General features: G+C 71.8%; 25 protein-coding genes and 1 pseudogene. 14 read left to right on the plus strand and 12 right to left on the minus strand.

Translation table 11 applies throughout. The annotated features are described in order from the left end of the window. Window positions 1–44: 44 nt before the first annotated feature. From BLT82_RS00090 to BLT82_RS00100, 3 genes are all read left to right on the plus strand, one after another. Window positions 45–878 (plus strand): AraC family transcriptional regulator, encoded by an 834-nt coding sequence (locus BLT82_RS00090; RefSeq protein WP_093651678.1) that lies wholly within the window; start codon window positions 45–47, stop codon window positions 876–878. Window positions 879–1,072: 194 nt separating this feature from the next. After that, complete coding sequence (locus BLT82_RS00095) at window positions 1,073–1,861, plus strand: AzlC family ABC transporter permease (protein ID WP_404202364.1); 789 nt, start codon at window positions 1,073–1,075, stop codon at window positions 1,859–1,861. Beyond that, entirely contained in the window at window positions 1,858–2,166 is a 309-nt protein-coding gene (locus BLT82_RS00100; RefSeq protein ID WP_093651680.1) for an AzlD domain-containing protein, read from the plus strand. The genes BLT82_RS00095 and BLT82_RS00100 overlap by 4 nt, the downstream gene beginning before the upstream one ends. A gap of 83 nt (window positions 2,167–2,249) precedes the next feature. Here BLT82_RS00100 and BLT82_RS00105 read toward each other — a convergent pair whose 3' ends face one another. Continuing rightward, the gene (locus BLT82_RS00105) at window positions 2,250–3,155 is read right to left on the minus strand and encodes a hypothetical protein (RefSeq protein ID WP_093651681.1); all 906 of its coding nucleotides are present in this window, start codon (window positions 3,153–3,155) and stop codon (window positions 2,250–2,252) included. Window positions 3,156–3,234: 79 nt separating this feature from the next. On the opposite strand from BLT82_RS00105, the gene BLT82_RS00110 reads away from it, so the two are divergent. From BLT82_RS00110 to recX, 4 genes and pseudogenes are all read left to right on the plus strand, one after another. After that, window positions 3,235–3,429, plus strand: a complete 195-nt coding sequence (locus BLT82_RS00110) for a DUF3046 domain-containing protein (protein ID WP_093651682.1) — start codon at window positions 3,235–3,237, stop codon at window positions 3,427–3,429. A gap of 343 nt (window positions 3,430–3,772) precedes the next feature. Then, window positions 3,773–4,915 carry an AI-2E family transporter gene (locus BLT82_RS00115; RefSeq protein ID WP_342029390.1) on the plus strand — a complete coding sequence of 381 codons (1,143 nt, stop codon included), beginning with the start codon at window positions 3,773–3,775 and terminating at the stop codon, window positions 4,913–4,915. A 316-nt stretch (window positions 4,916–5,231) separates the two neighbouring features. Next, window positions 5,232–6,368 carry a recombinase RecA gene (gene recA / locus BLT82_RS00120; protein WP_093651684.1) on the plus strand — a complete coding sequence of 379 codons (1,137 nt, stop codon included), beginning with the start codon at window positions 5,232–5,234 and terminating at the stop codon, window positions 6,366–6,368. After that, a pseudogene (gene recX, locus BLT82_RS00125) lies at window positions 6,299–6,970 on the plus strand (recombination regulator RecX); the annotation flags it as partial. The gene recA and the pseudogene recX, both read left to right, overlap by 70 nt. A gap of 471 nt (window positions 6,971–7,441) precedes the next feature. Here recX and BLT82_RS00130 read toward each other — a convergent pair. The 8 genes from BLT82_RS00130 to BLT82_RS00160 all read right to left on the minus strand — a co-directional run bounded on the left by BLT82_RS00130 (window position 7,442) and on the right by BLT82_RS00160 (window position 13,803). Beyond that, window positions 7,442–7,846, minus strand: a complete 405-nt coding sequence (locus tag BLT82_RS00130) for a rhodanese-like domain-containing protein (RefSeq protein WP_404202369.1) — start codon at window positions 7,844–7,846, stop codon at window positions 7,442–7,444. Then, window positions 7,843–8,370, minus strand: a complete 528-nt coding sequence (locus tag BLT82_RS00135; RefSeq protein ID WP_244291763.1) for a cupin domain-containing protein — start codon at window positions 8,368–8,370, stop codon at window positions 7,843–7,845. Before BLT82_RS00135 ends, BLT82_RS00130 begins: the two co-directional genes overlap by 4 nt. A 109-nt stretch (window positions 8,371–8,479) precedes the next feature. Next, complete coding sequence (locus tag BLT82_RS38760) at window positions 8,480–8,566, minus strand: putative leader peptide (protein WP_311307652.1); 87 nt, start codon at window positions 8,564–8,566, stop codon at window positions 8,480–8,482. 62 nt (window positions 8,567–8,628) lie between these two features. After that, the gene (locus tag BLT82_RS00140; protein ID WP_093651686.1) at window positions 8,629–10,233 is read right to left on the minus strand and encodes an FAD-dependent monooxygenase; all 1,605 of its coding nucleotides are present in this window, start codon (window positions 10,231–10,233) and stop codon (window positions 8,629–8,631) included. A gap of 194 nt (window positions 10,234–10,427) precedes the next feature. Further along, window positions 10,428–11,339 (minus strand): amino acid ABC transporter permease, encoded by a 912-nt coding sequence (locus tag BLT82_RS00145; RefSeq protein WP_093651687.1) that lies wholly within the window; start codon window positions 11,337–11,339, stop codon window positions 10,428–10,430. After that, entirely contained in the window at window positions 11,336–12,001 is a 666-nt protein-coding gene (locus BLT82_RS00150) for an amino acid ABC transporter permease (protein WP_093651688.1), read from the minus strand. Before BLT82_RS00150 ends, BLT82_RS00145 begins: the two co-directional genes overlap by 4 nt. Before the next feature lie 84 nt (window positions 12,002–12,085). Next, complete coding sequence (locus BLT82_RS00155; RefSeq protein ID WP_093651689.1) at window positions 12,086–12,937, minus strand: glutamate ABC transporter substrate-binding protein; 852 nt, start codon at window positions 12,935–12,937, stop codon at window positions 12,086–12,088. An 80-nt stretch (window positions 12,938–13,017) separates the two neighbouring features. Beyond that, window positions 13,018–13,803 carry an amino acid ABC transporter ATP-binding protein gene (locus BLT82_RS00160; RefSeq protein WP_093651690.1) on the minus strand — a complete coding sequence of 262 codons (786 nt, stop codon included), beginning with the start codon at window positions 13,801–13,803 and terminating at the stop codon, window positions 13,018–13,020. A 253-nt stretch (window positions 13,804–14,056) separates the two neighbouring features. Here BLT82_RS00160 and BLT82_RS00165 point away from each other — a divergent pair, with 253 nt between their 5' ends. Continuing rightward, window positions 14,057–14,764, plus strand: coding sequence for a response regulator transcription factor (locus BLT82_RS00165; protein ID WP_093651691.1), 708 nt, complete (start codon window positions 14,057–14,059; stop codon window positions 14,762–14,764). A 15-nt stretch (window positions 14,765–14,779) separates the two neighbouring features. Beyond that, complete coding sequence (locus BLT82_RS00170; RefSeq protein ID WP_093651692.1) at window positions 14,780–16,174, plus strand: sensor histidine kinase; 1,395 nt, start codon at window positions 14,780–14,782, stop codon at window positions 16,172–16,174. A 268-nt stretch (window positions 16,175–16,442) separates the two neighbouring features. Here BLT82_RS00170 and BLT82_RS00175 read toward each other — a convergent pair whose 3' ends face one another. Continuing rightward, the gene (locus BLT82_RS00175; RefSeq protein WP_093651693.1) at window positions 16,443–17,441 is read right to left on the minus strand and encodes a TAXI family TRAP transporter solute-binding subunit; all 999 of its coding nucleotides are present in this window, start codon (window positions 17,439–17,441) and stop codon (window positions 16,443–16,445) included. A gap of 153 nt (window positions 17,442–17,594) precedes the next feature. Here BLT82_RS00175 and miaB point away from each other — a divergent pair, with 153 nt between their 5' ends. Together miaB and BLT82_RS00185 are read left to right on the plus strand one after the other, a co-directional pair. Next, on the plus strand, window positions 17,595–19,085 hold the full coding sequence (gene miaB, locus BLT82_RS00180; RefSeq protein WP_093651694.1) for a tRNA (N6-isopentenyl adenosine(37)-C2)-methylthiotransferase MiaB: 1,491 nt from the start codon (window positions 17,595–17,597) through the stop codon (window positions 19,083–19,085). Window positions 19,086–19,233: 148 nt separating this feature from the next. Continuing rightward, on the plus strand, window positions 19,234–19,950 hold the full coding sequence (locus BLT82_RS00185) for a class III extradiol dioxygenase subunit B-like domain-containing protein (RefSeq protein ID WP_093651695.1): 717 nt from the start codon (window positions 19,234–19,236) through the stop codon (window positions 19,948–19,950). 109 nt (window positions 19,951–20,059) lie between these two features. Here the strand turns inward: BLT82_RS00185 and BLT82_RS00190 are convergent, their stop codons facing one another. Both BLT82_RS00190 and BLT82_RS00195 read right to left on the minus strand, forming a co-directional pair. Further along, the gene (locus BLT82_RS00190; protein WP_093651696.1) at window positions 20,060–20,317 is read right to left on the minus strand and encodes an antitoxin; all 258 of its coding nucleotides are present in this window, start codon (window positions 20,315–20,317) and stop codon (window positions 20,060–20,062) included. Between the two features lie 23 nt (window positions 20,318–20,340). Continuing rightward, window positions 20,341–20,676 carry a hypothetical protein gene (locus BLT82_RS00195; protein ID WP_342029387.1) on the minus strand — a complete coding sequence of 112 codons (336 nt, stop codon included), beginning with the start codon at window positions 20,674–20,676 and terminating at the stop codon, window positions 20,341–20,343. Between the two features lie 225 nt (window positions 20,677–20,901). Here BLT82_RS00195 and miaA point away from each other — a divergent pair, with 225 nt between their 5' ends. From miaA to dapF, 3 genes are all read left to right on the plus strand, one after another. Next, a complete protein-coding gene (gene miaA / locus BLT82_RS00200) occupies window positions 20,902–21,840 on the plus strand; it encodes a tRNA (adenosine(37)-N6)-dimethylallyltransferase MiaA (RefSeq protein ID WP_093651698.1) in 939 nt (312 codons plus the stop codon). A gap of 105 nt (window positions 21,841–21,945) precedes the next feature. Beyond that, on the plus strand, window positions 21,946–22,404 hold the full coding sequence (locus BLT82_RS00205) for a hypothetical protein (protein WP_093651699.1): 459 nt from the start codon (window positions 21,946–21,948) through the stop codon (window positions 22,402–22,404). Window positions 22,405–22,433: 29 nt separating this feature from the next. After that, window positions 22,434–23,330 (plus strand): diaminopimelate epimerase, encoded by an 897-nt coding sequence (gene dapF, locus BLT82_RS00210; protein ID WP_093651700.1) that lies wholly within the window; start codon window positions 22,434–22,436, stop codon window positions 23,328–23,330. Window positions 23,331–23,441 lie beyond the last annotated feature (111 nt).

The raw sequence follows: 23,441 nt of genomic DNA on the forward strand, positions 1-23,441 counted from the left end.
GCACCGCCCCACTGACAAGCGCCCGGACCTGCGAGAATGTCGACATGGCCGAGGGTGAGTGGGCACGGTACTGGCAGCATGAGCGGCTTCCGGGAATCGATCTGCTCCGGGCCCACTACGTACGGCACACGTTCCCCCGCCACAGCCACGAGGGGTACGTCTTCGGGACCATCACGCGCGGCGTCGAGGACGTCGGGCTCCCGGGAGGCGTCGTGCACGCCGGCCCCGGCATGGTCGTGATGATCAATCCGGAGGTTCCGCACACCGCCCGGGCGGGAGTGACGGAGGGCTGGATGTACTCGACGCTCTATCCGTCGTCCCAGGTGGTGGCCGAGATCGCGGCGGAGACCACGACCATCAGGGGCACCGCCGGCTTCGCGGAGACCGATGCGGTCGACCTGCAGGCGGCCCGGCTGATCCGCGAGGTCCACCGCGCGGCCGAGGAGGGCAACGCACTGGCCGCCGACAGCATGCTGCGGATCATGGTGGCACGGCTGCTGCGCAACTACGGGCGCAGCCTCCCGGCGCGCGAACCGCTCACGGCAGGCGCGCGCGACGCGGCACGCGCCCGGGCGGTGCTGGAGGAGCGGATGGAGGACCCGCCTGCGCTCCAGGCCCTCGCCGCCGAGCTGGGCACCAGTCCGTTCGCCCTGCTGCGGGCCTTCCGCGACCGCTACGGGATGCCACCGCACACCTGGCTCACCGACGCCCGCGTCCGCCGGGCCCGGCGGATGTTGGACGTGGGCGCGGCCCCCGCGGAGGCGGCCGCCGCGGTCGGCTTCGCCGATCAGCCGCACCTGAACCGGCACTTCACACGGATCGTCGGGGTGCCCCCCGGCGCCTACCAGCGCGGCCGAGGCGTCGGCCGACCCCGCTGAGATCCGCCGCCCGCCGCCGGGGCGAGCGGACGGACGGCGCGATGCGCCGCGGCTCCGGTCGCGGGTGTCGAACGGGGGTGCGCACCGTACGGGAGCAGGGACGAGACCGCGCGGAGGAGTGCGGGTGAGGTGGTGTGCGGCGTGCGCAAGAACGTACAAGACCGAGCGCCGTCCGCTCCCGTACCGTCCATGACGTGCCAGAACAGACAGCCTCAGCAGAAATACCCATCGACGGCGATCGACGCGCCGCGGCCGGTGAGCCCGGGCCGCGGGAGACCGCCGACGTACCGGTGAAGTCCGACTCCGCCGTCGTGCGGGACGCCCTCGGCGTGGGCGTCGCCGTCGGCCTGTCCGGCTTCGCCTTCGGCGTGACCGCCGCGGGCGCGGGACTCGACGTCCTGCAGATCTGCGCCCTCAGCCTGCTGGTCTTCACCGGCGCCTCGCAGTTCGCCCTGGTCGGGGCGCTCGCCGCGGGCGGCAACCCGTTCACCGCCGCAGCCGGGGCCTTCTTCCTCGGCACCCGCAACGCCTTCTACGGCCTGCGGCTCTCCCAGCTCCTCGCCGTGCGCCGCGCCGTGCGGCCCTTCGCCGCCCACTGGGTCATCGACGAGACCACCGCGGTGGCCCTGGCCCAGCCCACCCGCCGGGCCGCCCGAGTCGGCTTCACCGTCACCGGTCTCACGCTCTACGTGCTCTGGAACCTGACCACGCTGCTCGGCGCCCTCGGCGCCGAGGCCATCGGCGACACGAACGCCTGGGGGCTGGACGCGGCCGGACCCGCGGTGTTCCTGGCCCTGCTGGCGCCGATGCTGCGCACGACGACCGAGCGGGTCGTCGCGGGAATCGCCGTCGTCCTCGGGCTCGGCCTGCTGCCGGTGCTCCCCGCCGGGGTGCCGGTGCTCGTCGCGGCACTCGCGGCGCCCGCCGTCCTCTGGTGGCAGGGCCGGACGATAGGCAACAAGCGGAAGGGAGTGGGGCGTTGAACGTCTGGATCGCGATCGGAGTGACCGCCTCCGCCTGCTACCTGGTCAAACTGGCCGGTCTGCTGGTGCCCGCGGGCGCGCTGGAGCGCCCGCTCGTCCAGCGGCTCGCGGCCCTGCTCCCGGTCGCCCTGCTGGCCGCGCTCACCGCCCAGCAGACCTTCAGCGCGGGCGACGCACTGGTGCTGGACGCGCGGGCAGCGGGACTGGCGGCGGCCGCGATCGCGCTGGTCCTGCGGGCACCCTTCCTGGTCGTGGTCGCCGCCGCCGTGGCGGTCACCGCGGGGGTACGGGCCCTCGGGGGCTGAGCCGCGGGGCGTCCCTCCCGCCGGTCCCGTGGCCCGGGCCCGCCGCGGGGCACTCGTGACGCGCAGAAGGGGCGGGTGCTGACTCAGCGCAGCACCCGCCCGTGCGCCCGCAGCGTGCGCAGCGCCTCGACCGTCACCACCGGACGCCACTCCAGGGCGGTGCTCGGCGCCCACTGGCGCCACCGGACCGGCCAGCCCCCGTCCTCCTGCTGCTCAAGGGCGAGGTGGTCCAGCGACCGGTCCATCTCCTCGTCCGTGAACCAGCGCCGTGCCAGCGAGCCGGGCACGCGTGCGTAGTCGTGGGGGTAGTGGTACTCGCCCGGCGCGTAGCCCGCGGCGACCGGGTACTCGTCCGACCGCCCCGGGTCGAGCACCACGAGCCGCTGCTCGCGTACCAGCCGCCCCAGCCGGTCCGCGGCCTCCTCGGCACGCGACCGGTCCGGGACACCGTCCAGGAACGCGACCGCCGCCTGGATCTCGTACGGGTGCGACTTCTGCAGACCCTTCACCGCGGCCCAGCAGAAGTCGGTCGCGCGGAACAGCCACGCGTGCCACACCTGGTTGCGGTGCAGCAGGCCCACCACGGGTCCCGTGGCCAGCAGCTCACTGGGCGGATCGGACACGATCGGGATGAACGGCGCCGTCGGGTAGCCGCGCTGTGAGGGGTGGATGACGGGCAGGGCGCCGTCGCGGGTGGCCACGTTCGTCAGATAGCGGCAGATCCGCTCCGCCCGGAGCCCGCCGCAGCGCCCGATGGAGTCCAGCACGCGCAGGGCGTGCGCCGTGTGCAGCGGCTGGCTCGCGGGGCCGCGGAGATCGGGCTCCAGGGCGTGGCCGTAGCCGCCGTCCTCATTGAGGTACGCGGTGAGCGCGGCCTCGACCGGCTCCGCCGCCGCACCCAGGAAGTGATACGCGAAGCGTCGCTGTTCGAGCACGCGAGCCGTGAGCCAGACGAAGTGCTCGGCTCGTGCCAGAGGTGTTCCAGCCATGCTCCGACGGTAGGGGTGAAAGGGCTTCGCACAAGGCCGACCGACGGGTCTGCACTCTCAGGGGGCGGATACTGGTGTCATGCGGTTGACGATTTTCTGGGAGCGGATGGCAGAGCACTTCGGTGCCGCGTACGCCGACTCCTTCGCACGCGACCATGTGATGGCGGAACTCGGGGGCCGGACGGTGCACGAGGCACTGGCCGCCGGCTGGGAGACGAAGGACGTCTGGCGCGGGGTCTGCGCCGCGGTCGGCATCCCCGCGGAGAAGCGCTGAACCACGGACCCGGAAGGTCGTCCCGCGTCCGGCGGGCCGGGCCGGGTGGCGCCGGTGGGGCCGGGACCGTGCCGGTCCGGCCCGTGGTGGAGGCGTTGTCCACAGGGCCGTGCCGGTTGTCGCCGCGGTAGGCGAGACTTGCTCCGTGGCAGCGAATGACGAGACCACCCAGGACGAGAACCGCCCGACCTCCCAGTACGCCGAGGCCGGGCGGCCCGACGACGACACCGGGGGCGGCCCGGCAGGTGCCGGGGCCCAGGTGAAGGTCCCCTCGCCCGCCACCGCGCCCGACGGCGGTGCCGGGGCGGGCGGGACCGCCGTCACGACGGCCGCACCGGGGCGGATGCCGCGCTGGCTGCCCCGCGCCATGGTGCTGGCGCTGGCGCTCTACGGCTGCTTCCAGCTCGGCAGCTGGGCTTTCCACCAGCTGATCGGCCTGCTGATCAACGTGCTGATCGCGTTCTTCCTGGCGCTCGCGATCGAGCCGGCCGTGGGCCGGATGGCGGCCCGCGGCGTACGCCGCGGCATCGCCACCTTCCTCGTCTTCATCGCGGTGCTGGCCGTGAGCGTGGGCTTCGTCGTGGCGCTCGGCTCGATGCTGGCCGGTCAGATCGTCGAGATGGTCGAGGACTTCCCCCAGTACCTGGACCAGGTGATCAACTGGATCAACAAGACCTTCCACAGCGAACTGTCGAGGGTCGCGATCCAGGACAGCCTGCTGCGTTCCGACTGGCTGCAGAAGTACGTGCAGAACAGCGCGACCGGTGTGCTCGACGTGTCGGCGACGGTGATCGGCGGGTTGTTCAAACTGCTGACGATCTTCCTCTTCTCCTTCTACTTCGCGGCGGACGGGCCGAGGCTGCGACGCGCGCTGTGCTCGGTGCTGCCGCCGTCGAAGCAGGCCGAGGTGCTGCGGGCCTGGGAGATCGCCGTCGACAAGACGGGCGGATACCTCTACTCGCGCGGGCTGATGGCGCTGATCTCGGGCGTCGCGCACTACGTGCTGCTGGCGATGCTGGACGTGCCGTACGCCCCGGCGCTGGCGATGTGGGTGGGGCTGGTGTCGCAGTTCATCCCGACCATCGGCACGTATCTCGCGGGCGCCCTGCCGATGCTGATCGCCTTCACGATCAACCCCTGGTACGCGCTGTGGGTGCTGGGCTTCGTGCTGATCTACCAGCAGTTCGAGAACTACGTGCTGCAGCCGAAGCTCACCGCCAAGACGGTGGACATCCATCCGGCGGTGGCGTTCGGCTCGGTCATCGCCGGCACCGCGCTGCTGGGAGCCGTCGGTGCGCTGATCGCGATTCCGGCCGTCGCCACCCTGCAGGCCTTCCTCGGCGCGTACGTGAAGCGCTACACCGTGACGGAGGACCCGCGGGTCCACGGGCACCGCAGACACGGCGAGGTGGTGCTCGCCCGGGTCCAGCGGGCTCTGCGCAGCAAGAAGGACGGGACGGCGGCCGACGGGGAGAGCGGCGGCTGAGCCCCTTGTCGGGCCTCCTGACTCCTGGGCGGCCGCTGCCCGTGCCGCCGCGCCGAGCCCGTGCACGGTCGGCCCGGTGCCCGGTCCGCTGCCGTCCCGGCCGCCCTGCCGGCGGCGGTGCGGCACGTGACGCGGGGTGCGGGCGGCTTGCTTGACACCAAAATCGAACATCCATTCTCATGGGAGTCCGGCCTTGGAATCTCGGGGTTCTCACCGGGTTATCCACAGGTTGGAGGGACGTCGGGGCGCATTGTCAGTGGCAGGGGATAGCGTCTTTGGCGTGAAGCGATCGACTCAAGCAAATCGGGTGGAACCCATGGCAGGAACCGACCGCGAGAAGGCGCTCGACGCCGCGCTCGCGCAGATTGAACGACAGTTCGGCAAGGGCGCCGTGATGCGCATGGGCGAGCGGTCGAGGGAGCCCATCGAGATCATCCCGACCGGCTCGACGGCGCTCGACGTCGCACTCGGTGTCGGTGGCCTGCCGCGCGGTCGTGTGGTGGAGATCTACGGCCCGGAGTCCTCCGGCAAGACGACCCTGACCCTGCACGCCGTCGCCAACGCGCAGAAGGCGGGCGGCCAGGTCGCCTTCATCGACGCGGAGCACGCCCTCGACCCCGAGTACGCGAAGAAGCTCGGCGTCGACATCGACAATCTGATCCTGTCCCAGCCGGACAACGGTGAGCAGGCGCTCGAGATCGTCGACATGCTGGTCCGTTCCGGCGCCCTCGACCTCATCGTCATCGACTCCGTCGCCGCGCTCGTGCCGCGCGCGGAGATCGAGGGCGAGATGGGCGACTCCCACGTCGGTCTCCAGGCCCGGCTGATGAGCCAGGCCCTGCGGAAGATCACCAGTGCGCTCAACCAGTCCAAGACCACGGCGATCTTCATCAACCAGCTGCGCGAGAAGATCGGCGTGATGTTCGGCTCGCCCGAGACCACGACCGGTGGCCGCGCGCTGAAGTTCTACGCCTCGGTGCGCATCGACATCCGCCGCATCGAGACCCTGAAGGACGGCACCGAGGCCGTCGGCAACCGCACCCGCTGCAAGGTCGTCAAGAACAAGGTCGCGCCGCCCTTCAAGCAGGCCGAGTTCGACATCCTCTACGGCCAGGGCATCAGCCGCGAGGGCGGTCTGATCGACATGGGCGTGGAGCACGGCTTCGTCCGCAAGGCCGGCGCCTGGTACACGTACGAGGGCGACCAGCTCGGCCAGGGCAAGGAGAACGCGCGGAACTTCCTGAAGGACAACCCCGACCTCGCCAACGAGATCGAGAAGAAGATCAAGGAGAAGCTGGGCGTCGGAGTGAGCAGCACCGAAGCCCCGGCGGCCGAGCCCGGCGGGGACGCGGCGAGTGCCGCCGCCCCGGCCGATGCCTCCGCCAAGTCGGTGCCCGCACCCGCCACCAAGGCGGCGAAGGCCGCCAAGACGGCTACGGCGGCCAAGGGCTGATCGGCATCGTGTCCGACCCGAGCACGCGGCGCACCGCGGATCGGCCGGGCGGCAGCTCCGCATCGTCGAGGGCCGATGAGGAGCTGCCGCCCCAGGATCCGGCAGAGAGAGCGCGGGCGATCTGCCTGCGCCTGCTCACCGGCACCCCGCGGACCCGAAAGCAACTCGCCGAAGCGCTCCACAAGCGCGAGATCCCGGACGAGGTCGCCGAGGAGGTGCTGTCCCGCTTCGAGGACGTCGGCCTCATCGACGACGCGGCGTTCGCGGGAGCCTGGGTGGAGTCACGGCACCACGGCCGCGGACTGGCACGCCGGGCCCTCGCCCGAGAGCTGCGCACGAAGGGCGTCGACTCGGCGCTGATCGACGAGGCGGTCGCCCGGCTCGACTCCGACCAGGAGGAGCAGACGGCACGCGAGTTGGTCGCCAGGAAACTCCGCTCGACCCGGGGCCTCGACCGGGACCGCCGTCTCCGGCGTCTTGCGGGCATGCTCGCGCGCAAGGGATATCCGGAGGGCATGGCCCTACGGGTGGTCCGCCGGGCCCTGGAGGAGGAAGGCGAGGGCACCGAGGGCCTGGACGGCCTTGAGGACGGCCTGTCCTAGGCCGTCGGGCAGGTACAAGCCGGGCAAGGACAGTTCAGTGCGGGGCACTGAACTGCCCGGCCACGGGCCGGCGACAGGTGTGGGCTGAAGTGCGCCGAGCGCCGGGAGCCGTCCGAGCCCCGTTTCGTCCATGACTTACAGCCTGTTGCGGCACAGGGCCCACTCCGTGCCACCTGGAACCGTCCGGGTGTTCGGCAGGGCGGCCGCCGTGCTGTCGGCGCCGGCAGCAAGAGGCCGACGGCCACCACGACCACAGGAGCGGACCGGTGTCCCCGGAGGGGAAGGGGCGAGGGAGACCACGTCCCGGGACGCCGGTCCGCTTCAGTGCCGTCCGCGGCGGTGGCGCCGTGACAACCGACCGCAGCGCGCACGGGCATGTCGTCCGCATCGGGATGTCTTTTCGCCCCGGCCCCACGGGCTGCCAGGCGTACCCTCGCGCGCACATCGGCAGTGCCCGGCAGCCCGCGCCGCCTAGTCCGCCGCGCCCGCTGCCCGGACCGGCAGTCCCTGCGACCGCCAGGCCTGGAAGCCGCCGACCAGATCGGTCGCGCGGTGCAGCCCGAGCTGCCGGAGCGAGGCCGCCGCGAGCGACGAGGCGTACCCCTCATTGCAGACGATCACGATCCGCAGGTCATGACTGGTGGCCTGCGGCGCGCGATGGCTGCCCAGTGGGTCCAGCCGCCACTCCAGCTCATTGCGTTCGACGACGAGCGCACCCGGGATCAGCCCGTCCCGGTCGCGCAGCGCCGCGTAGCGGATGTCGACCAGCAGCGCACCGTCCCCGGCCGCGTCGTAAGCCTCTCGCGGTTCCACCCGGTCCAGCCCCTCCCGGACCCGCTCGAGCAGTTCGTCGATCCCCACGGGTCGTTCACTCACTGCCAGTCCTCCGGACGTTCGACCTGCTCGAGACGGAGCACCGCGCCGGTCCTGCTGAACCGCCGGAGCAGCGGCAGCGGCGGATGGTAGGCGTGGACCGAGATCGCATGCTCGGTCGTGGACTCGTTGAGCACCTCGTGGACGTGGTGCCTGCCGAACGCCCGCCCCTGGCCCGGGCCGATCCGCCGTTCGCGGTCCACGTCCTCCGCCAGCTCCAGGGTCTTCCAGCCGCTCGCGGGGAGCCGGACCGCGAGGGAGTTCTCCTTCAACTCGCCCGAGGCGGTGGCGAAGGCGCCGACCGATTCCGCGTGGTCGTGCCAGCCGGTGCCGGTGCCGGGGGGCCAGGCGATCAGCCATGCCTCACTGCCGCCGGGCCCTTCCAGCCGCACCCAGGTGCGGCCCTCGGGATCCAGGGGCAGCGAGGCGATCAGTTCGGTGTCGGCGGCGGCGCGCCGCACGAAGTCGAGGAGTTCGGCCGCGGTGGGTGCGGCCGCTTTCGTGTGTAGAGGGACAGACTGGGTCACGGGAACCGTCCTGGAACTCGCTGAGATGCCCACGGCCAGGGGTTCGCCCGCGCCGGGACCCCCGGGCGCGAACGCGGCCGTGAAAGCGGAAGAGAAGAAAAGTGCGAAGTCAGCAGGACGGTCGACACACGCAGCCCGCATAGCGGAGCAGGTCCATGTGGACCCTCCGCCACAGGCGCACATCGGTGTCGGTCACGTTCCGGAGTACACCATGCGCGCCCGCACCGGTCAATCGATGTCCGCGGTGCGGGCGGACGGTCAGTCGGACCGGGCGGTGGCGTGCTCGGAGCGGGCCTCCGAGGCCCCGGGCGCACCCCCGCGCACCGCGTCGGCCGCCGCGTGCAGCTCGGCCGGGCGCACGCCCCCGAAGGCTGCCACGAGGTGACCGTCCGGCCTGACCAGCAGCACCGTGTGCGCCGATGCGCCCGGATAGGACTCGGCGACGAGCAGCTCCGCCCGGGTGGGCAGCTCCGACACCGTCGAGGCGAGCCGCGGCATGACGCCGGCCGTCACCCAGTGGCGCCGGTCCCACACACCCGTGCCGGGAGCGATCAGCACCACGAGCAGCCGGGCCCTGCCGAGCCGGTCCCGCAGCCGCGCGGTCGTGCCGTCGGGAGTCGTGACGGCGACGTCCGCCACCGGTGCGCCGACCGGGGTACCCACGGCGGTGTGCGACTCGGCGTGCCGGGGCGCGAGGGGGGAGTGCGGATAGGCGGGGGGCGCACCGAGTGCGCCGAGTCCCAGATGCCCGTCCGTCAGCAGGGTGTCGTGCCCACGGGCGGCACCCGGCAGATATGTCCGCAGGCCCCCGCTGCCGCGCAGTATCGGCAGGGACTGGTCCGCGGCCCGCAGTCGTGCCGCCACCGCCGTGCGCCGTTCCGCCTGGTAGCTGTCGAGCAGGGTGTCGGAGGCGCCGTGGTGCCAGGCCTGGGCCAGCTTCCACGCGAGGTTGTCGGCGTCGCGCACGCCCTCGTCCACGCCCTGGGTGCCGACCGCGCCGAGGAGATGGGCCGCGTCCCCGGCGAGGAAGGCACGGTCCACCCGCCAGCGCCGGGCCAGCCGGTGGTGCAGGGTGTGGACCCCGGTGTCGAGGAGGTCGTACTGCGGGGGCCCGTCGCACCAGCCGGCCAGCGTGTCCCGGACCCGTGACACCAACGCGTCGGGCGTCACCAGTTCGCCGCGTGCGGGCAGCAGCCAGTCCAGCCGCCAGACGCCGTCGGGCAGCGGCCGCGCGGTCACCTCGTCGCCGACCGCGCGCCACGGCGGCAGCCGGTGCAGTACGCCCTCGCCCGGCCAGGGGAGTTCGGTGCGCAGGGCCGCGACGGCGTGGCGTTCCACGGCGGTCCGGCCGGGGAAGCGGATCCCGAGGAGCTTTCTGACCGTCGACCGGGCCCCGTCGCAGCCGACCAGGAAACTCCCGCGCCACCAGGTCGCCTCGGGGCCGCGCGTGTGTGCGGTGACGCCGCTTCCGTCCTGTTCCAGGGCGTCGAGCCGGCTGTGCCCGGCGACCCGCACCAGACCGGTGGCGTCCACGGCGTCCCGCAGACCCCGCAACAGCGCGTGCTGCGGGATGTGCACGGGGGCGGGCAGATCCTCCCCGTGGAACGCCACCCGGCGCAGTTCCTGCTTGCGCCGCAGCGAACGCCAGCCGGCCCAGCGGGCCCCTTCGTCACGGATCGTGGCACAGCCCAGCCGTTCGGCGAGGGCGGCGGTGTCGGCGCGCAGGACGACCGTGCGCGCGGGGCGCGGTTCGTCCTTGTCCTCGCCCTCGTCGAGGACGACGGAGGGAACGCCGTGCGCGGCGAGAGCCAGTGAGAGCACGAGCCCGACCGGACCCGCCCCCACGACGATCACCGGGTCCACGGCGCTGCTCCTGAGACCTGCCGGGACGGAGGGAACAGGGGGAATGGGCTGGTTGGCACCCGGTGCGCGATCACAGAACGTATGCAACCCACTGCCGGTGCCCCCGTCAAGCGACGAAGGGCGGCCGCGCTCTCGCGCCGCCGCCCTTCGGTCGAATCAGGCCCGTCGTGGGGTCAGCCCACGCTTCCGGCGCCCTACTTGATGTCGCCCTGCGTGGAGATGTCCCCGCCGGGGCCCACCGTCTCCAGTCCGCCGCCGGGACCGGCGTGGACGACGGCGCCCGTGCTCTTCTTGCCGCGTCGCAGCTTGCGCTCCAGCCACCCCGCCGCGGAGGTGAGGGCGAAGTTCAGGGCGACGAAGATGACGGCGACGAGCGTGAAGCTGGCGATGGTGTTGGCGCCGTAGTTGGCGCTCATCGGCCGGACGGAGGAGAGCAGTTCGTTGAAGGAGAGCATCGCGCCGCCGAGGGCGGTGTCCTTCACGATGACGACCATCTGGCTCACGATTGCCGGCAGCATGGCCGTCACCGACTGCGGCAGCAGCACGTGCCGCATCGTCTGTCCCTTGCGCATGCCGATCGCCTTGGCGGCGTCCGTCTGGCCTCGCGGCAGGGACTGGATGCCGGCCCGGACGATCTCCGCCAGGACCGAGGCGTTGTACAGCACCAGACCGGTGACCACCGCGTACAGCGGACGCACATCGCTGCTGATGTCGGTGAAGTCGGCGTAGGCCGCGTTGGCGAACAGCATCAGGATCAGCACCGGGATGGCGCGGAAGAACTCCACCACCGTGCCCGCCGCGCCGCGCACCCACGAGTGGTCCGACAGCCGGGCGATACCGAAGACAGCACCGAGCGGCAGCGCGATGACCAGCGCGAGGGTCGCGGCGATCAGCGTGTTCTGCAGCCCGGGCCAGATGTACGTGGCGTACGGCTGGGAACTCGTGAAGAACGGCTCCCACTTGGCCCAGTCGAGCTGGCCCTTGGAGCTCAGACCGTCGTACACCCACCACCCGACCAGCGCGAGCACCGCCGTGAACAGGACGGTGTAGCCGACGTTGCGCCACTTGGCACGGCTGCCCGGCGCGTCGTAGAGAACGGAAGTCATCGCTTCACCGCCACCTTCTTGCTCACCCAGCCGAGCACCAGTCCGGTCGGCAGCGTCAGGCAGATGAAGCCGAACGCGAAGATGGCGACGATCGGGAGCAGGGCGGCGTACGTCTCGATCCAGGACTTCATGAGGAGCGAGGCCTCCGCGACACCGATCACCGAGGCGACGGTGGTGTTCTTGGTCAGTGCGATCAGCACGTTCGCCAGCGGGTTGACGACCGACCGGAAGGCCTGGGGGAGGACGATGAGGGTCAGCACCTGGGTGAAGCTCAGCCCCAGGGCCCGCGCCGCCTCCGCCTGTCCCACGGGCACGGTGTTGATACCGGACCGCAGCGCCTCGCACACGAAGGCCGCGGTGTAGGCGATGAGGCCGAGCACCGCCAGCCGGAAGTTGATCACCGTGAAGTTGTCGCCGGCCAGGGTGACGCCCAGCGTCTGGAAGAGACCCAGCGACGTGAAGAGGATGACGACGGTGAGCGGGATGTTACGCACGACGTTCACGTACGCGGTGCCGACGGCCCGCATCAGCGGCACCGGGCTGACCCGCATGCCGGCCAGCAGCGTTCCCCATATGAGGGAGCCGATGGCCGAGTAGACGGTGAGCTTCACCGTCACCCAGAAGGCGCCCAGCAGGGCGTCCATATCAAGAAAGTCGAACACGATCTCCCGCGCTTCCGCGTCTGCGAGTGGGAAGGACTCGGCGCGCCGCCGCCGTCAGCGGCGGCGCGCCCGGTCGGCCAGGGGTTACTTGACGATGTTGCCGATCTTCGGGGCGGGCTCGTTCTTGTAGCCGGCCGGGCCGAAGTGGGCCTCCACGGCCTTGTCCCAGGACTTGTCCTGGACCATCTTCTCGAGCGCCTTGTTGATCTTGTCCTTGAGCTCGGTGTCGCCCTTCTTCAGGCCGATGCCGTAGTTCTCGTTGCTCATCTTGAAGCCTGCGAGCTTGAACTTGCCCTTGAAGGCCTCCTGCGCGGCGTAGCCGGCGAGGATGGAGTCGTCGGTGGTGAGCGCGTCGATGACCTTGTTCTCCAGGCCGGTCAGGCACTCGGAGTAGCCGCCGTACTCCTGGAGCTGCGCCTTCGGGGCGAGCTTGTCCTTGACGTTCTGCGCCGAGGTCGAACCGGTGACCGAGCAGAGCTTCTTGTTGTTCAGGTCGGCCGGGGACTTGATGGAGTCGTCGTCGGCGCGGACGAGGATGTCCTGGTGGGCCAGCAGGTACGGACCGGCGAAGTCCACCTTGGCCAGGCGCTTGTCGTTGATCGAGTACGAGGCGACGATGAACTTGACGTCGCCGCGCTCGATCGCGGTCTCACGGTCGGCGCTCTTGGTCTCCTTGAAGACGATGTCGCCCTCTTCGTAACCCAGCTCCTTGGCCACGTACTTGGCCACGTCCACGTCGAAGCCCACGAACTTGCCGTCCGGGGTCTTCAGGCCGATGCCCGGCTGGTCGATCTTGATACCGATCGTGATCTTGTCGCCGCCGCCAGCGGAACCGCCGCCGGCCGCGTCGTCCTTCTTGCCGGAGCCACAGGCGGTGACGGTCAGAGCGAGCGCGACTGCGGCGGCCGCGGCGGCGGAGGCCTTACGGAGCTTCATGTGAACTTCCCTTGGTTAGACGTGATGTGTGCGATCAGCAGAACCTGCCCGGGGCCAACGATGCCCGGGAACGGACGGGTTCAGTGGTGCAGGATCTTCGAAAGGAAGTCCTTGGCCCGGTCGCTGCGCGGGTTGCTGAAGAACTCCTCCGGCGTGGCCTCTTCGACGATCTTGCCGTCGGCCATGAAGACGACGCGGTTGGCGGCGCTGCGCGCGAAGCCCATCTCGTGGGTGACGACGACCATCGTCATGCCGTCCCGCGCCAGCTGCTGCATGACCTCGAGGACCTCGTTGATCATCTCGGGGTCGAGCGCGGACGTGGGCTCGTCGAACAGCATGACCTTGGGGTTCATCGCCAGGGCCCGGGCGATCGCGACGCGCTGCTGCTGGCCGCCGGAGAGCTGCGCCGGGTACTTGTCGGCCTGCGAGCCGACGCCCACCCGGTCGAGCAGGCTGCGCGCCTTCTCCTCGGCGGCCTTCTTGTCCGTCCTGCGGACCTTCAGCTGGCCCAGCATGACGTTCTCCAGCACGGTCTTGTGTGCGAAGAGGTTGAACGACTGGAAGACCATGCCGACGTCGGCGCGCAGCCGGGCCAGCTCCCTGCCCTCCTCGGGCAGCGGCTTTCCGTCGATCGCGATCGAACCGGAGTCGATCGTCTCCAGCCGGTTGATCGTGCGGCACAGCGTGGACTTGCCGGACCCGGAGGGCCCGATGACGACAACGACCTCGCCGCGCGCGATCGTCAGGTCGATGTCCTGGAGTACATGCAGCGCGCCGAAGTGCTTGTTGACGTTGCTCAGTACGACCAGGTCCGTCGTGGCCGGCACGGCGTCCTCGGCGCCCTTGGTCACTGATACTCCGCTCATCGGCTTCTTGCTCCGTCCTCCTCGGTTGGGAGGACCTTAATGACGCACTGCGACCACCGTCATTACATCTGAGCGGAAATTGAGCATAACGATCCGGCCGCAACCGGACACACTGGGTGAACGGGGCGGCCGTCGCAGTACCGGGTGGGTAACGAAAAACCCCAGGTCGCGGGTAACCCCCTTGACGCATGGTGTGCCTATCGGTCTTTATGCCCTGGTAACAACGCGAGAGCCACGCCCGGGAGGGGGTCACATGAGACTGCTGCTCGTCGAGGACGACGACCACGTCGCCGCGGCCCTGTCCGCGGTGCTCGCACGGCACGGTTTCCAGGTCACCCACGCCCGCAACGGCGAGGAGGCGCTGCAGGCCGTGCTCCCGGCCGCCGCCGAGGGCAAGGCCCCCTTCGGGGTCGTCCTGCTCGATCTGGGGCTGCCGGACCAGGACGGCTACCAGGTGTGCGGGAAGATCCGGAAGCTCACCACCACTCCGGTGATAATGGTCACCGCGCGCGGAGACGTGCGCTCGCGCATCCACGGACTGAACCTCGGGGCCGACGACTACGTCGTGAAGCCTTACGACACGGGGGAGTTGCTCGCCCGTATCCACGCCGTCAGCCGGCGCACCGCGCCCGGCGAGGAGGCCGCGCCCGCCTCCGACTCCGACAGTGCGCTCAGGCTCGGCGCGGTCACCATAGAGCTGCCCACGCGCCGCGTCAGCGTCGACGGGGCGGACGTGCAGCTGACCCGCAAGGAGTTCGACCTGCTGGCGCTGCTCGCGCAGCGTCCCGGGGTCGTCTTCCGCCGGGAGCAGATCATCAGCGAGGTATGGCGCACCAGCTGGGAGGGGACCGGCCGGACGCTCGAGGTGCACGTGGCGTCGCTGCGTTCCAAGCTCCGTATGCCCGCCCTCATCGAGACCGTGCGCGGCGTCGGCTACCGCCTGGTCGCCCCCGTCGCGTAAAGGCCTTCGCTCCCCTTGCGTACCCGCCTCCTTCCGCTCCTCATCGTCCTCATGGCGGGCGTCCTGCTCGCCTTGGGCTTCCCTCTCGCCGTGAGCCTGGCGGCGGCCGAGCAGCAGCAGGTGGTGGTCGACCGGCTGGACGACACGGCACGGTTCGCCGCCCAGGCCCAGTTCGTCACCGAGAGCGTCCCGGGCCAGGACGAGCGCCGCACCACCCTCGAAGAGGAACTGACCCGCTACAACGACGTGTACGGGATCCACGCCGGCGTCTTCCACCGCAGCGATGTGGCCATGGCCCGGGCCCCCTGGCACTGGGAGGTCCCGGAGACGGGGGTGGGCCGTCAGGCGTTCGCCGAGGCCCTGCTCGGCCGTCGCAGCCACGATCCGCCGCAGGTCTGGCCCTGGCAGCAGGACGCCCGGATCGTCGTCGCCTCGCCGGTGGTGCGCGACGGCGACGTCGTCGCCGTCGTCGTCACCGACTCGCCCACGGGCCAGCTGCGCTCCCGCATCCTGCGCGGATGGCTGCTCATCGCGGCAGGCGAGTCCGCGGCGATGCTCGTCGCCGTGGGCGCGGCGTTCCGGCTCACCGGCTGGGTGCTGAGGCCCGTGCGCATCCTCGACGCCGCCACCCACGACATCGCGACCGGCCGGATGAACTCGCGGGTCGCCGCGGCCGGAGGCCCGCCTGAACTCCGGCGGCTGGCCCGCTCGTTCAACGAGATGGCCGACAACGTCGAACTGGTGCTGGAACAGCAGCGCGCCTTCGTCGCCGACGCCTCGCACCAACTCCGCAACCCCCTCGCCGCACTGCTGCTGAGGATCGAGCTCCTCGCCCTCGAACTGCCCGAGGGCAACGAGGAGATCGCCTCCGTCCGCACGGAGGGCAAGCGGCTCGCCCGGGTCCTGGACGATCTGCTGGATCTGGCCCTGGCCGAGCACGCCTCCGCCGACATCCGTCTCACGGACATCGGCGAGCTGGCCGCCGAGCGCGTGGCCGCCTGGCGTCCGCTCGCGGAGGAGAAGGGCGTCCGGCTCCACGGCCACGGTCCGGCCGTCACCGCCTGGGCCGACCCGATCGCGCTCTCCAGCGCCCTGGACGCCGTGATCGACAACGCCCTCAAGTTCACGCCCGAAGGGGAAGAGGTCACGGTCACGGTGTCCGCGGACGGCACCACCTCGACCGTCGTCGTCGCCGACCGCGGACCCGGGCTCACCGAGGAGGAGCTCACCCGCGTCGGTGACCGCTTCTGGCGCAGCGGCCGCCACCAGAACGTGAAGGGCTCCGGCCTCGGACTCTCCATCACCCGCGCGCTCCTCTCCGCGGGCGGCGGCTCGATCGCGTACGCGCACAACGAACCCTGCGGGCTGCGGGTAACCGTCACACTGCCGCGCAACCCGCCGACGGCGTGAGCACGGAGCCGGCCCGCTCGGTGGGGCGGGTCGAGCGTACGAGCCGATGAGCGGCCCCGCCGTGGGGCCGGCCGGCCCGAGCGATCCCCAACCGAGCCGTTCGGCCGGATCGGTTGGGGAGTCCTCCGGCGCGGGCGCGGCTCCCGGCCGCAGCCCCGATCCCGACGGGGCGGGGCTCGCCTTGCCGTCCCGCGGCCCCGCGGAGTCTCGTCCGCAGTTGCCACGGCCTCTGCGCGGCCCGGCTCTGCCCGGCCTCCGCAGGCTCGCGCTACGGCTTCACCGAGCTGTAGTAGCGCCGGGCGCCCTCGTGGAGCGGCAGCGGGTCCGTGTAGATCGCCGTCCGCAGGTCCACGAGCTGCGCCGGGTGGACCTCACGGCCGATCCGGTCCCGGCTCCTGATCACGGTCCGGGTGAACCGCTCGGTCAGCTCCGGGTCCGCCCTGTCCGTCGTGACCAGCAGATTGGCCACGGCGACGGTCTGCACCGGGGCCCTCGCGCCCATCCTGGGGTAGGCGTCGGACGGGATCACCGCCGAGTGGTAGTAGCGCGTCGCGTCGCCCGTCGCGTGGACGCGGCTGATGAGCTTGTCGCCGACCGGGACCAGCCGTACGGGGAAACGTTCCGAGAGGTGCTGGACCGCGGCGGTCGGCAGTCCCCCCGACCAGAAGAACGCGTCCACCTCGCCCCGCTCCAGCCGCCCCGGCATGGTGTCGAGGCCCGCGGAGACCGGATCGATGTCCCGGCGGGCGTCGAGGCCCGCGGCCGTGAGCACCCGGTCCGCTATGAGCCGCACGCCGGAGCCCTCCTGGCCGACCCCCACGCGCTTGCCGCGCAGATCCGCCGGGGTCTCCACGGGCGAGCCCTGGGGCACGATCAGCTGCACGTAGTCGTCGTACAGCCGCGCGCAGCCGCGCAGCCGGTCGGCTCCGGGCCGGCCGTCGCGCCGGTACTTCGCCACCGCGTCGGCGGTCGCGATCGTGAAGTCGGCCTCGCCGCTCGCCACCCTGGCGAGGTTCTGCTGGGAGCCCTCGCTCGTCCGGAGATCTATCGAGACCTTCGGCAGATCGTGGGCCAGCGCGTCCCTGAGGAGGTCTCCGTAGCGCTGGTAGACGCCGCTCTTCACACCCGTGCTGAACGTCAGCCGGCCGCTCGGGCTGCTGTCGCCCATCGGCAGCAGCCACCACAGCAGCAGCCCGCACACGACGGCCAGCGCCGCGGAGCCCTGGAGGGCGCGGCGCCGGCTGATTCGGGACAGAGCGGGGAGCATGGCGCGATCCTGCCAGTTCACTCGCGGTGCTGGCCAGGCCCGTCCTTTCCGCCCATGATCGCCCATCGCGTCCCGCCGGCGGCCGGTCCCCGTCTCCCGCCCGGGGAACACAGGGGCGGCGGGCCGCAGTCACCCCGTACCCTGGTGTGCGAGATGAGCGCGAAGACTTACGAGGTGCGCACCTACGGGTGCCAGATGAACGTCCACGACTCCGAGCGGCTGTCCGGCCTGCTGGAGGACGCGGGCTATGTCCGGGCGCCCGAGGGCACGGGTGAGGGCGAGGCGGATGTCGTCGTCTTCAACACCTGCGCGGTCCGGGAGAACGCCGACAACAGGCTCTACGGCAATCTCGGGCGGCTCGCCCCGATGAAGGCCAGGCGGCCGGGGATGCAGATCGCCGTCGGCGGCTGCCTCGCCCAGAAGGACCGCGACACCATCGTCAAGAAGGCGCCCTGGGTCGACGTCGTCTTCGGCACGCACAACATCGGCAAGCTGCCCGTGCTGCTGGAGCGCGCCCGCGTCCGGGAAGAGGCGCAGGTCGAGATCGCCGAGTCGCTGGAGGCCTTCCCCTCCACGCTGCCGACGCGACGCGAGAGCGCGTACGCGGCCTGGGTGTCCATCTCCGTCGGCTGCAACAACACCTGCACCTTCTGCATCGTGCCCGCGCTGCGCGGCAAGGAGAAGGACCGCCGCCCCGGCGACATCCTCGCCGAGGTCGAGGCGCTGGTCGCCGAGGGCGTCTCGGAGATCACGCTGCTCGGCCAGAACGTCAACGCGTACGGCTCCGACATCGGCGACCGCGAGGCGTTCTCGAAGCTCCTCCGCGCCTGCGGGAACGTCGAGGGCCTGGAGCGGGTCCGCTTCACCTCCCCGCACCCGCGCGACTTCACGGACGACGTGATCGCCGCGATGGCGGAGACCCCGAACGTGATGCCGCAGCTGCACATGCCGCTGCAGTCCGGCTCGGACACGGTGCTCAAGGCGATGCGCCGTTCGTACCGGCAGGAGCGCTACCTCGGGATCATCGAGAAGGTCCGCGCCGCGATTCCGCACGCCGCCATCTCCACCGACATCATCGTGGGCTTCCCCGGCGAGACCGAGGAGGACTTCGAGCAGACGCTGCACGCCGTGCGGGAGGCCCGCTTCGCCCAGGCCTTCACCTTCCAGTACTCGAAGCGGCCCGGCACGCCGGCCGCCGAGATGGAGGGCCAGATCCCGAAGGAGGTCGTCCAGGCGCGGTACGAGCGGCTGGTCGCCCTCCAGGAGGAGATCTCCTGGGAGGAGAACAAGAAGCAGGTGGGCCGGGTCCTGGAGGTCATGGTCGCCGAGGGCGAGGGCCGAAAGGACGGCGCCACGCACCGGCTGTCGGGCCGCGCGCCGGACAACCGCCTGGTGCACTTCTCCAAGCCCGCGGACGAGGTCCGTCCGGGCGACGTGGTGACGGTCGAGATCACGTACGCCGCCCCGCACCACCTCCTGGCGGAGGGCGAGACGATCTCCGTGCGCCGTACCCGCGCCGGCGACGCCTGGGAGAAGCGGAACGCCGTCCCGCAGCAGCCCGCCGGAGTGATGCTCGGCCTGCCCTCGGTCGGAGTCCCGGCCCCGCTGCCCGCCCCGACGGGCGGCTGCTCGGCGGTGGGCTGAGCAAGCGGTACGCGGGGTACGGGGCAGCGGCGTCAAACCGGGCCGTGCACCGGCGGGGGCCGACCACGCTGTGAGGCGCCACGGCGCCCGGTGAGGGTCACCGCCGGGCGCCCGGGTCCGTCCAGCGGCCACGCACTAGGCTGCGATCATGCTTGTCGCCGCTGCCGTCTGCCCCAGCCCTCCGCTCCTGGTGCCCGATGTGGCCGCCGGCGCCGCGCCCGAGCTCGACGCGGCCCGCACCGCCTGTGCCGACGCGTTGGGCGTGCTGGCCGCCTCCCGTCCCGAGGTGGTGCTCGTGGTGGGCCCCGCCGGCCCCGGCGATCGGCCCGGCACCGTTGCCCGGGGGACTTCCGGCTCCTTCGAGGGCTTCGGCGTGGACGCCCGGGTGCGCCTGGGCGTCACCGAAGGGCCTGCGCCGGAGGGAAGGCTGCCCATGGCGCTGGCCGTCGGCGCCTGGCTCCTGGACCGTGCGGGCTGGTCCGTCGCCCCGGTGGAGGGGTTGGCCGTGGACACCGGCATGAGCGCCGCACGCTGCGCGGAAACCGGACGCGAGCTCGCCGGGCGGGCCCACCGGGTCGCGCTGCTCGTCATGGGCGACGGCAGCGCGTGCCGCAGCCTGAAGGCACCGGGATATCTGGACGAACGCGCGGCGCCCTTCGACGAGGAGGCCGCCCGGGCGCTGAGAGCGGCCGACACGGCAGGGCTCGCGGCGCTGGACGAGTCACTGGCCCGAGAGCTCCAGGTGGCGGGCCGCGCACCGTGGCAGGTCCTCGCGGGCGCCGCCGAGGGCGCCGGCCTGACCGGACAGCTCCTCTACGCGGACGCCCCCTACGGCGTCGGCTACTTCGTCGCGGCCTGGTCCTGACAGGGAGAGCTCCCCTGACCGGGGCGCCCGCCCCCCGGACACGGCGGAGAGCCACTGAGACGCCGGACGGCCGCGGAGTCAGAACTCCGCGGCCGTCCGCCGTGCACTCTCAGGAAGCCGGCGGCGGGGTGCCTTCGCCGCCCTTGTGCGTGCCGTCGTCCTTGTGGGCGAGGCGGTCCAGGGCCTGCTTGGCCTTGCCGGTGCCCGACTCGATCCTGTCGCTGTACTTGCCCTTGGTCCGATGGTCGACCGATCGCGCGGCCTTGTCCAAACCGTGCTCGATCTTGTGCCCGTGCTGGTGGGCGAGGTCGGAGACCTTCTCCCGGGCGGGGGCGAGCTTGGCCTTCAGCGTGTCCATGATGCCCATGGGTCACCTTCGCTCATCCGGATCTACTTACGGGCGCCTTCACCGGCTTCGTTGTCCGCGGCCTCGTCGACGGACTGCTGCTTCGGGATCTCGACCTGCTCCGCCCCGGAGGAGCCGGCAGGGTCCGAGGACCCGGCCCCGTCCGCCGCGGGGACCTCCCCGGTGCCGGACCCGGCACCGGCCGCGGTCTCGCCGCCGCCGGCATCCTCCTCGGAACCCGCGGCGACGGTGGCCTCGCCCGCGGACACCTCGACCGGCTCCCTCACCTTCGCGGCGTCCTTGCCAGGTTCCCCGGTGGTCCCGTCCTCGGAGCCGGCCGCCGTACTGCCGGCCGTGCATTCCTCGGTCGACGCCTCCACAGCCCCTTTGGCTTTCCGGCGAAACCTCGCAAAAACGCCCATATCTGCTCCATAGCCTACTCGTGTGGGTGAAGTTCCGCGCCGCCCGGAGCGGCCCATCGCTCCGCCCCGGAGGCGCCGGTTCAGTGACCGGTCGCCGGAACCTCGCAACAGGCAACGACCCCATGGGGGCGCCGTCACGTAGCTCGTTCGGGGAGGGCCGAGGTCGTTTGCGAGACTGGGGCGGTGAGAAGCGCAGCCCCCGCACCGCGGGTCATCGCCGTCGTCGGCCCCACCGCGGCCGGCAAGTCCGATCTGGGCGTCCATCTGGCCCGGCAGCTCGGCGGAGAGGTCGTCAACGCCGACTCGATGCAGCTGTACCGCGGGATGGACATCGGCACCGCCAAGCTGCCGGAGGAGGAGCGCGGCGGGATCGCCCACCACCTCCTCGACATCTGGGAGGTCACCGAGGCCGCGAGCGTCGCCGAGTACCAGAGGCTGGCGCGCGCGGAGATCGACCGGCTGCTCGCGGAGGGCCGCACGCCCGTCCTCGTCGGCGGATCGGGGCTGTACGTACGCGGCGCGATCGACGCGCTGGAGTTCCCCGGCACCGATCCCGAGGTCCGCGCCCGGCTCGAGGCCGAGCTGGAGGAGCGCGGGTCGGGCGCGCTGCACGCGCGCCTCGCCGTCGCCGACCCGGACGCCGCCCGCGCGATCCTGCCCGGCAACGGCCGCCGCGTCGTCCGGGCCCTGGAGGTGATCGAGATCACCGGCAAGCCCTTCACCGCCAACCTCCCCGGTCACGACGCGGTGTACGACACCGTCCAGATCGGGGTGGACGTCGCACGTCCGGAGCTCGACGAACGCATCGCACTGCGCGTGGACCGCATGTGGGAGGCGGGTCTCGTCGACGAGGTGCGTGCCCTGGAGGCTCGGGGCCTGCGTGAGGGGCGCACCGCCTCGCGCGCCCTCGGCTACCAGCAGGTGCTCGCGGCGCTCGCGGGAGAGTGCACCGAGGACGAGGCGCGCGCCGAGACCGTCCGCGCCACCAAGCGTTTCGCGCGACGCCAGGATTCGTGGTTTCGCCGTGATCCGCGCGTGCACTGGCTGAGCGGCGCCGCCGCCGACCGCGAGGAACTTCCGGGGCGGGCTCTCGCGTTGGTCGAACGACCGGTTACAGCCTGATCACGTGATGGCATCGGGACGCCTTGGCCGTCCTTCCGTTGCCCCGGGCCGTGCCATCATCGAGCATCGATCGACGAGTGGTCCGAGTTGGGAGGGCGCGTGGCGATGGAGGCCGGCCCTCGCGACAGAGAACAGCAGGCACGGAACGACCTGTCCCGTCTGAGCCCCGACGGCCCGGACGAGGCCGGGGACCTGCTCCCCGACGGCTCGGTCCCAGACGCCTCGGTCGAGGTCGAGGTGGAGCTGCGTCCACCGCGGCGGCTCAGGATCTGGCAGCTCGCTCCCATCGTGGGTCTCGCCGCCGTCGGTTCGCTGATGTTCGCCTTCCCGCTCGCCTTCGGTTCCGGGGACGGCGGCGCGGTCGTCGCCATGCTCGGTCTCCTGATCAGCTGCTGTGCCGCCGGCTGGGGCATGATGGCCGCCCGCCGTGTCGGCCACACCTGGCCGGGCCTGCCGGAGCGGAGTTCCGGTGAGCGCCCCGACTGGCGCGTGATCGCCCTTTACGTGGCGGTGGCCGTCGCCCTCGTCGCCCTCGCCGTGTGGCGCGTGGCCCGGCTCCGCTGAGTGTCCGGGCCGCCCCGTACGATGGTCGGGTGACCAGCGACGCGACCCCGCCCACCCCGCCGCTCTCGCCGATCGCCTTCCTCAAGGGCCACGGGACCGAGAACGACTTCGTGATCGTCCCGGACCCCGGCAACGAGCTGGAGCTGCCCGCCTCCCTGGTCGCCGCGCTGTGCGACCGCCGCGCGGGCATCGGCGGTGACGGACTGCTGCACGTCGTGCGCTCCGCCGCCCACCCCGAGGCGCGTACCCACGCGGGCGAGGCCGAGTGGTTCATGGACTACCGCAACGCGGACGGCTCGATCGCAGAGATGTGCGGAAACGGAGTGCGGGTGTTCGCCCGCTACCTCCAGCGCGCGGGCTTCGTCGACGCCGGCGATCTCGCGATCGCCACGCGTGGCGGCGTCAAGCGGGTGCACATCGACAAGGACGGCGACGTCACCGTTGCCATGGGCCGGGCCCTGCTCCCGGAGGACGGGGTCACGGTCACCGTCGGCGGCCGCAGCTGGCCCGCGCGGAACGTGAACATGGGCAATCCGCACGCGGTCGCGTTCGTCGAGGACCTGGACCACGCCGGCAGTCTGTACTCCCCCCCGCCGTTCACCCCGGCCTCGGTGTATCCGGACGGGGTGAACGTCGAGTTCGTCGTCGACCGCGGCCCGCGTCATGTCGCCATGCGGGTGCACGAGCGGGGTTCCGGCGAGACCCGGTCGTGCGGCACCGGCGCCTGCGCAGTCGCCGTCGCGGCGGCGCGCAGGGACGGTGCCGATCCGGCCGTGACCGGCGCCCCCGTCAGGTACACGGTGGATCTCCCGGGCGGTCGGCTGGTCATCACCGAGCACCCCGACGGCGAGATCGAGATGACCGGCCCCGCCGTGATCGTCGCCGAGGGACACATCGACCCCGCGCTGCTTGCCGTCCCGGCCTGACCGAGCGCAGCGCCCGCGCCCCGTGAAACGGACGCACGGCAGTGCCGTCCCGACCCCGTGTCGTACGCACCGCGCTGCCGATGGGAACGGACATCGCCTCAGCCATCGCTC

This window comes from Streptomyces wuyuanensis, from assembly GCF_900103455.1.
Taxonomy (GTDB): Bacteria; Actinomycetota; Actinomycetes; order Streptomycetales; family Streptomycetaceae; genus Streptomyces; species Streptomyces wuyuanensis.

What these genes read in the sequence shown, in the direction of transcription:
- BLT82_RS00160 (WP_093651690.1), bottom strand. Translation starts at nt 13,803, where the DNA reads ATGAGCGGAGTATCAGTGACCAAGGGCGCCGAGGACGCCGTGCCGGCC.
- BLT82_RS00110 (WP_093651682.1), top strand. Translation starts at nt 3,235, where the DNA reads ATGCGGTTGACGATTTTCTGGGAGCGGATGGCAGAGCACTTCGGTGCC.
- BLT82_RS00190 (WP_093651696.1), bottom strand. Translation starts at nt 20,317, where the DNA reads ATGGGCATCATGGACACGCTGAAGGCCAAGCTCGCCCCCGCCCGGGAG.
- BLT82_RS00185 (WP_093651695.1), top strand. Translation starts at nt 19,234, where the DNA reads ATGCTTGTCGCCGCTGCCGTCTGCCCCAGCCCTCCGCTCCTGGTGCCC.
- miaB (WP_093651694.1), top strand. Translation starts at nt 17,595, where the DNA reads ATGAGCGCGAAGACTTACGAGGTGCGCACCTACGGGTGCCAGATGAAC.
- BLT82_RS00105 (WP_093651681.1), bottom strand. Translation starts at nt 3,155, where the DNA reads ATGGCTGGAACACCTCTGGCACGAGCCGAGCACTTCGTCTGGCTCACG.
- BLT82_RS00090 (WP_093651678.1), top strand. Translation starts at nt 45, where the DNA reads ATGGCCGAGGGTGAGTGGGCACGGTACTGGCAGCATGAGCGGCTTCCG.
- BLT82_RS00205 (WP_093651699.1), top strand. Translation starts at nt 21,946, where the DNA reads ATGGAGGCCGGCCCTCGCGACAGAGAACAGCAGGCACGGAACGACCTG.
- BLT82_RS00145 (WP_093651687.1), bottom strand. Translation starts at nt 11,339, where the DNA reads ATGACTTCCGTTCTCTACGACGCGCCGGGCAGCCGTGCCAAGTGGCGC.
- BLT82_RS00165 (WP_093651691.1), top strand. Translation starts at nt 14,057, where the DNA reads ATGAGACTGCTGCTCGTCGAGGACGACGACCACGTCGCCGCGGCCCTG.
- BLT82_RS00175 (WP_093651693.1), bottom strand. Translation starts at nt 17,441, where the DNA reads ATGCTCCCCGCTCTGTCCCGAATCAGCCGGCGCCGCGCCCTCCAGGGC.
- BLT82_RS00155 (WP_093651689.1), bottom strand. Translation starts at nt 12,937, where the DNA reads ATGAAGCTCCGTAAGGCCTCCGCCGCCGCGGCCGCCGCAGTCGCGCTC.
- recA (WP_093651684.1), top strand. Translation starts at nt 5,232, where the DNA reads ATGGCAGGAACCGACCGCGAGAAGGCGCTCGACGCCGCGCTCGCGCAG.
- BLT82_RS00115 (WP_342029390.1), top strand. Translation starts at nt 3,773, where the DNA reads ATGCCGCGCTGGCTGCCCCGCGCCATGGTGCTGGCGCTGGCGCTCTAC.